This window comes from Megasphaera indica, assembly GCF_046614755.1.
GTDB lineage: Bacteria > Bacillota > Negativicutes > Veillonellales > Megasphaeraceae > Megasphaera > Megasphaera intestinihominis.
Window position 1 is genome coordinate 21048 of sequence record NZ_JBKKJR010000029.1, and the last position, 6224, is coordinate 27271.

The following is a 6224-nucleotide window of genomic DNA, read 5'->3' on the forward strand; positions in this document are numbered from 1 at the left end:
ATGGAAGAAACGATTATTAAAGCCGCCATCCTCGTATCCTTTATCTTTTGCGGCTATACCTTAAAACAGCTGCGCCTTTTCGGGCGCAGCACTTTTAATACCATTTCGACGATTGTCTTCAACATCACCCTGCCGTCGGTCATCGTCGTCAACCTCAATGGCATCCATTTCGACACGCGCTATCTGCTCATCAGCCTCCTGGCCATCATCTTCAACCTGGTCATGGTCGCCATGGGCTATGCCGCCGGCCGGACGAAGGACGAAAAAGCCTTTTACATGCTCAACATGAACGGCTACAACATCGGCAATTTTGCCCTGCCTTTCGTGTCCTACTTCTTCGACAGCGCCGCCGTCCTCATCGTCTGCATCTTCGATGCCGGCAACTCTCTCATGTGCCTCGGCGGGGCCTATGGCCTGGCCCGCTGTGTGCGCGGCGAGAAAGGGGAGAACATCGTCATGATCCTGGGCAAGACGATTTTTTCATCCATTCCGGTCTTATCGTATATTACCATGATCGTCCTGTCACTGGCCGGTTTCTCCCTGCCCCAAGTCGTCATCGACTGGGCCAAGATTCCGGCGTCGGCCAATACTTTCTTGTCCATGCTCATGATCGGCGTCGCCCTGGGCTTGTCCTTGAAAAAAGAATACCTGCACCTCATCTATACCGATGTGGGCCTGCGCCTGCTGGCGTCCGTCGTTATAGCGGCCTTCGTCTATTTTGCCCTCGATTATCCCATGGCCATCAAGAAAGTCATCATGGTCCTGGTCTTTGCACCGGTCGCCGGCATGGCCTGCTACTACACGGCCAAGATGAAGCTCAAAATCGAAGTGGCTGCCTGCATCAGCTCATTTTATATCCTCTTGTCCATCGTCGTCATGTCGGCCATGATCATCGCCCTGCAGTCCGTATGAGCAGTCGGCCAGTAATTCTTCTTCCAGGTCGGCCGGAATCGTCGATGGGCTGCGCGTGATGTAGTAGCTGTCGACTTTGGGCGGCTCGAAATCGAGGAGGGGAATGGCCCGCAGGCGCTTTTCAGCCAGGTCCTCTTCGATGAGGCTCTTGGGCAGGAAAGTATAGCCGATGCCGTCGGCCACGTACTGGGGCAGCTTGGTGCTGTTGTCGATTTCCAGGGGGAAGCGGTGATGGCGTGGGAACAGGTCCTGGATGTAGAGGCCGACGCCCTGGAGGGCGAAATTGCAGAAGAGGTAGTCGATTTTCTGCAGGTCGTCCTTGGAAATGCCATTGGCATATTCCGTATTGTCTGCCTGGCAGACCAGGACCAGCGAGTCCGTCCGGTAAGGCCGGCAGATATAGCCGTCGCGGAACATGGCGCTGAAGGAAAAGATCGCGTCCAGCGTCCCGTCCTGGAGCTGGTGCATCATGGCCGTCGTATGGCCGATGGTGACGTGCAGGGACAGGTCCTTCTTCTCTTTGAGGAAGCTGCGGATGCGGCGCTGGAGGTGACATTCGTAAATGGTGTTGGTCGTGCCGATGCTGATTTTCTGGGCATACGTCGGCGACGACTGGATGTCCTGCAGGGCTGCCAGTTCCAGCGAAACGAAGCGCTGGGCATAGTCCAGGAATTTCTGGCCTGACGGCGTCAGGTCGACTTGTTTGTGGCTGCGGATGAATAAGGGCACGCCCAGTTCCATTTCCAGGTCGCGGATGCGGTTGGTGACTGTCGATTGTGCGACGAAGAGCTGTTGTGCCGTTTTGGTGAAGTTCTTGATTTGTGCCAGGGCGATGAACGTCCGGAGTGTCGTTGTGTCCATGGCCGGACCTCCTTCAGATAATTTGATTTAATTTGATTATCGAATGAAATAAATTAAAATAATCTATTTCACAAATTGTCTACTTGTATTATATAATAACCCATGTAGAGAAACAATGAATTCAATTACAAGAAACTGGAGCTGAAATAGGATGAACAAAAAAACTGTCCCCTTTAACGAAGAACAAATCCGTTCTATCATTGCCGAACACCCGACACCGTTCCATATCTACGACGAAAAAGCCATCGTCGATAATGTCCGTAAATTGATCAAAGCCTTTGACTGGGCTTATGACTTCAAAGAATATTTTGCCGTCAAGGCTACGCCGAACCCGTACATCATGCGCCTCTTGCAGAAAGAAGGCGTCGGTGCAGACTGCAGTTCCCTGGCAGAACTGGAACTGTGCGACAAAGTCGGCATCAAAGGCCATGACATCGTCTTCTCGTCCAATGATACGCCTTATGCTGAGTTCAAACGGGCCATGGAACTGGGCGCCCTGGTCAACCTCGACGATATTTCCATGATTGAATTCATGGAAGAACGCGGTCCCCTGCCGGAATGGATCTGCGCCCGCTACAATCCGGGTCCGCTCCTCAAAGGCGGTAACGATATCATCGGTACGCCGGAAGAAGCAAAATACGGCATGACCCGCGAACAGGTCATTGATGCCTTCCGCATCCTCAAGGATAAAGGCGTCAAACACTTCGGCCTGCACACCATGGTCGTCTCCAATGAACTCCACGTCAACGGCCTGATCAACACGGCCAAGATGATGTTTGAACTGGCTGTCGAAGTACAGAACCTGCTGGGTATCAATATCGAATTCCTCGACTTCGGCGGCGGCATCGGCCTTCCTTACCGTCCGGAAGAATCGTTCATTGACTATGACGAACTCAGTGCGGGCATCAAGAAACACTTTGAAGAAATAATGGAACCGGCTGGCCTCGACAAATGCCGTATCTCCTTCGAATGTGGCCGTGCCATCACCGGCCCTTACGGCTACCTGGTCACGACGGCTATCCATCACAAGCACATCTGGAAGGAATACATCGGCGTCGATGCCTGCATGGCCAACCTCATGCGTCCGGGCATGTACGGTTCGTACCACCACATCACGGTCATGGGCAAGGAAAATGCACCGAAAGACCACGTCTATGACGTCGCCGGTTCGCTCTGCGAAAACTGCGATAAATTCGCCATCGACCGCAGCCTGCCGGAAATCGACGACGGCGACATCCTGGTCATCCACGACACAGGCGCACACGGCCATTCCATGGGCTTCAACTACAACGGCAAGCTCCGTTCGGCTGAACTCCTGCTCCATGCTGATGGCAGCGTCACCCAGATCCGCCGGGCTGAAACCCTGGACGACCTCTTCGCTACCCTTGATTTCTCTGATTTATAATCGAATATGAATGAAGGGTATCTCATGAATTAAAAATTTTCATGGGATACCCTTTTTTTATTGTAAAATTTTTTTGAATTTTAATCTCCTTTTAATCTTTACCCTATATACTGAACATACATCATCTCATCGTTCAAAGAGGCACAGAAAGGGGGAGCCGACCGTGATGAGCGCCTATGATATCCTGACAGGGATACAACTCTGCATGGCTATGGCCATGATCGCCTATGGCATTTACTTCCGGAAGAGCCGCATGTGCCGCCTGTGGTGGTTCGCAGGCCCCTGCGTCCTGGTTGCCATCTGGGCTGCGGCTGTATTATATTATTATACGGAATATCCTTTTTTGACGACCCTCTGTTTCCTCATGGCCTTTTTCCTGGGCCTGGGTCTGGGCCTGTGGTTCAAGAAGGGCCTGCCGGAACTGACCTATTGCCGCAAGCAGCACCGCCTTCGTTGTCCGCCCTTGCGGACGGCCCTGCCGGTGAATCTCTTTTTCTGTCTGATTTTCGCTTCGTTCCAGGCCGTGGCCTACCACATGCCCTTCATCACTCATTCGTGGCTGTTCAACGAGGTCCTGGGCTTTGCGCCGGGCATCGGCATGGGCTGGCTGTGGGGACGGGGATTGGCCATGCTGTTCGATATTCCCACGCGGGGACAGCAGGTCTATAAAGATATTTAGGAGGGACTTTGTTTATGGATAGTAGTGCACGGAGAGAAAAGATTCTTCAGATTCTTCAGGAATCGTCGTCGGCCGTCACCGGGACGGCCTTATCGAAAGCCTGCAACGTCAGCCGGCAGATCATCGTCGGCGACGTGGCTATTTTGCGCGCCCAGGGGATCGCCATCATCTCGACGCCCCGGGGCTATCAGCTGGTCACACCGGCCGCACCGGGTTGTACGCGGGTCTTCGTCTGCTGCCATGGCAGCGATTTGATGGAAGCAGAGCTCAATGCCATCGTCGATAATGGCGGCATCGTCCACAACGTCGTCATCGAACACGACGTCTATGGCAACCTGGAAGGGACCTTGAACCTTCATTCCCGCCGGGATATCCAGCAGTATATCAAGCGCATGCATGATTCCCATGCGGAAATGCTCAGTACCATCAGCGGCGGCATCCATACGCATCTCGTCGAAGCGGCGACGGAAGAAGAACTCGATGCCATCGGCCAGGCCCTGCGCGACGTCGGCGTCTTATATAAGGATTGACATTTCCCCTCTATATCGGTACAATAAGGTCATGTAAATATAACTGTCATGACATGTGTACAGATAGGAGGAACTGTTGTTATGGTATTAGAACGACTGGAAGCGCTGCCCCTGGGCCGTTTCCACTATAAACTGCTGCTGGTCACGGGCCTTGGCTGGCTCTTCGACTCGATGGATACAGGGCTCATCGCCTTTATCCTGCCTGTACTGGCCAAAGAATGGGGCCTGGCACCGGGGCAGATGGGCCTCATCGGCAGCATCGGCCTCATCGGCATGGCCCTGGGCGCCGTCGTATCCGGCACCATCGCCGACCGCATAGGCCGCAAGAAGGTCTTCACCATTACGGTCTTATTGTACAGCATCGCTTCGGCCTTCTGCGCCTTGTCCTGGAATTATCAATCCCTGCTCGTCTTCCGCTTTCTCGTCGGCTTCGGCCTGGGTGGGGAACTGCCCGTAGCGGCGACGCTCGTTTCCGAATATGCGCCGTCCCGCGTACGGGGCCGCTTCATCGTCCTCTTGGAAAGTTTTTGGGGTCTCGGCTGGATTGCAGCTGCCTGTATCGCCTATTTCTTCATTCCCCTTTATGGCTGGCGCATGGCCTTCCTCATCGGCGCCCTGCCGGCACTCTATGTCTGCCTGATCCGCATGCATATGCCCGAATCGGTCCGCTACCTGCTGGCTCATGGCCGCGTCGGCGAAGCCCGGAAGATCGTCGTCTCCCTGGAACGGCAGCTGCACGTACCCGTAGCGCCCTTTGTCAGCGAAAAGGAAACCGTGCCGGTCGTCGCCAAGGCTTCGTTCCGGGAATTGTGGAGAAAGCCCTTTGCGTCGCGGACGATCATGCTCTGGCTGGTCTGGTTCGGCATCAACTTCAGCTACTACGGCATCTTCATGTGGCTGCCTTCGCTGGTCTTCCAGCAGGGCTTTACCGTCGTCAAGACCTTTGAATACGTCCTCATCATGACCCTGGCCCAGCTGCCGGGCTATTACTGCGCGGCCTGGCTCGTCGATAAGATCGGCCGCAAATATACCCTGTCGGCGTTCCTCTTGTTCAGCGGCGTCGCCAGCTACTTCTTCGGCCATGCGTCGACGGCAGCGGCCCTCATGATGTGGGGCTCCGTCATGTCCTTCTTCAACCTCGGTGCCTGGGGCGTACTCTATACGTATACGCCGGAACAGTATCCGACGGCTATCCGCGCCCTGGGAAGCGGCTGGGCTGCCGGCTTCGGCCGCTTTGGCGGCATGGCTGCGCCCATGATGGTCGGTGCCCTGCTGGCCCGGAGCTTCGGCTTTGCCAGTGTCTTCTACATGTTCGCCCTGGTCTTCGCCGCTGTCGCCGTCATCGTCATGAGCCTCGGCGTCGAAAGCAAGCAGAAGGACTTGGAAAGCATCAGCGAACGGCTGGTCAAGGCCAAATAAAATTTCATAGGGAAAATGTAAAAAAGCTGTCAAAATATGCTTGACAGCTTTTTTTTTCGATGATAAAATACTTTATGTCGCATGAGTTCGGAAATGCTCGGAAATGAAGTTTTAAGTTTTACAGGATTTAAAATTTAGTTCTTGACAAAACGACATAATGTGATATACTAAACAAGTTGTTAGGGCGAAGGCCTTGGCACTTGAGGATGGAATTGAACTTTGAAAAAAAGTTCAATTCCATCCTTGACAAGCTCTTCTGAGTTTGTTAAAATAAGCAAGTCGCCGCGACAAGCGGTGATGATGATGACCTTTGAAAACTGAACAATGAACTGAATGAACGCCAACGTGCGAGGTTCTATTATATAGAACGTCAAACAATGAGTAATACCAATCAATAAACAAGAGCCAAACGCTCTTC

At 53.5% G+C, this 6224-nt stretch carries 7 protein-coding genes; 5 read left to right on the plus strand and 2 right to left on the minus strand.

Annotation, left to right across the window (positions count from 1 at the left end; all coding sequences use genetic code 11):
- A complete protein-coding gene (locus ACFCTO_RS11460; protein WP_499876924.1) occupies positions 1–912 on the plus strand; it encodes an AEC family transporter in 912 nt (303 codons plus the stop codon).
- Here ACFCTO_RS11460 and ACFCTO_RS11465 read toward each other — a convergent pair.
- Positions 847–1773, minus strand: coding sequence for a LysR family transcriptional regulator (locus ACFCTO_RS11465; protein WP_499876925.1), 927 nt, complete (start codon positions 1771–1773; stop codon positions 847–849). The genes ACFCTO_RS11460 and ACFCTO_RS11465 overlap by 66 nt on opposite strands.
- A 151-nt stretch (positions 1774–1924) precedes the next feature.
- Between ACFCTO_RS11465 and ACFCTO_RS11470 the strand changes: the two genes are divergently transcribed.
- From ACFCTO_RS11470 to ACFCTO_RS11485, 4 genes are all read left to right on the plus strand, one after another.
- Complete coding sequence (locus tag ACFCTO_RS11470; RefSeq protein ID WP_499876926.1) at positions 1925–3178, plus strand: diaminopimelate decarboxylase family protein; 1254 nt, start codon at positions 1925–1927, stop codon at positions 3176–3178.
- 166 nt (positions 3179–3344) lie between these two features.
- Positions 3345–3857 (plus strand): hypothetical protein, encoded by a 513-nt coding sequence (locus ACFCTO_RS11475; RefSeq protein WP_292262132.1) that lies wholly within the window; start codon positions 3345–3347, stop codon positions 3855–3857.
- Between the two features lie 14 nt (positions 3858–3871).
- Entirely contained in the window at positions 3872–4387 is a 516-nt protein-coding gene (locus tag ACFCTO_RS11480) for a transcription repressor NadR (protein WP_020311126.1), read from the plus strand.
- Positions 4388–4468: 81 nt separating this feature from the next.
- Positions 4469–5806, plus strand: a complete 1338-nt coding sequence (locus tag ACFCTO_RS11485; RefSeq protein ID WP_499876927.1) for an MFS transporter — start codon at positions 4469–4471, stop codon at positions 5804–5806.
- A 179-nt stretch (positions 5807–5985) separates the two neighbouring features.
- On the opposite strand, the gene ACFCTO_RS11490 is transcribed toward ACFCTO_RS11485, so the two are convergent.
- Positions 5986–6224 (minus strand): hypothetical protein (locus ACFCTO_RS11490; protein ID WP_499876928.1); only part of this gene is annotated, 239 nt, incomplete at its 5' end.

What these genes read in the sequence shown, in the direction of transcription:
- ACFCTO_RS11460 (WP_499876924.1), top strand. Translation starts at nt 1, where the DNA reads ATGGAAGAAACGATTATTAAAGCCGCCATCCTCGTATCCTTTATCTTT.
- ACFCTO_RS11465 (WP_499876925.1), bottom strand. Translation starts at nt 1,773, where the DNA reads ATGGACACAACGACACTCCGGACGTTCATCGCCCTGGCACAAATCAAG.
- ACFCTO_RS11470 (WP_499876926.1), top strand. Translation starts at nt 1,925, where the DNA reads ATGAACAAAAAAACTGTCCCCTTTAACGAAGAACAAATCCGTTCTATC.
- ACFCTO_RS11475 (WP_292262132.1), top strand. Translation starts at nt 3,345, where the DNA reads ATGAGCGCCTATGATATCCTGACAGGGATACAACTCTGCATGGCTATG.
- ACFCTO_RS11480 (WP_020311126.1), top strand. Translation starts at nt 3,872, where the DNA reads ATGGATAGTAGTGCACGGAGAGAAAAGATTCTTCAGATTCTTCAGGAA.
- ACFCTO_RS11485 (WP_499876927.1), top strand. Translation starts at nt 4,469, where the DNA reads ATGGTATTAGAACGACTGGAAGCGCTGCCCCTGGGCCGTTTCCACTAT.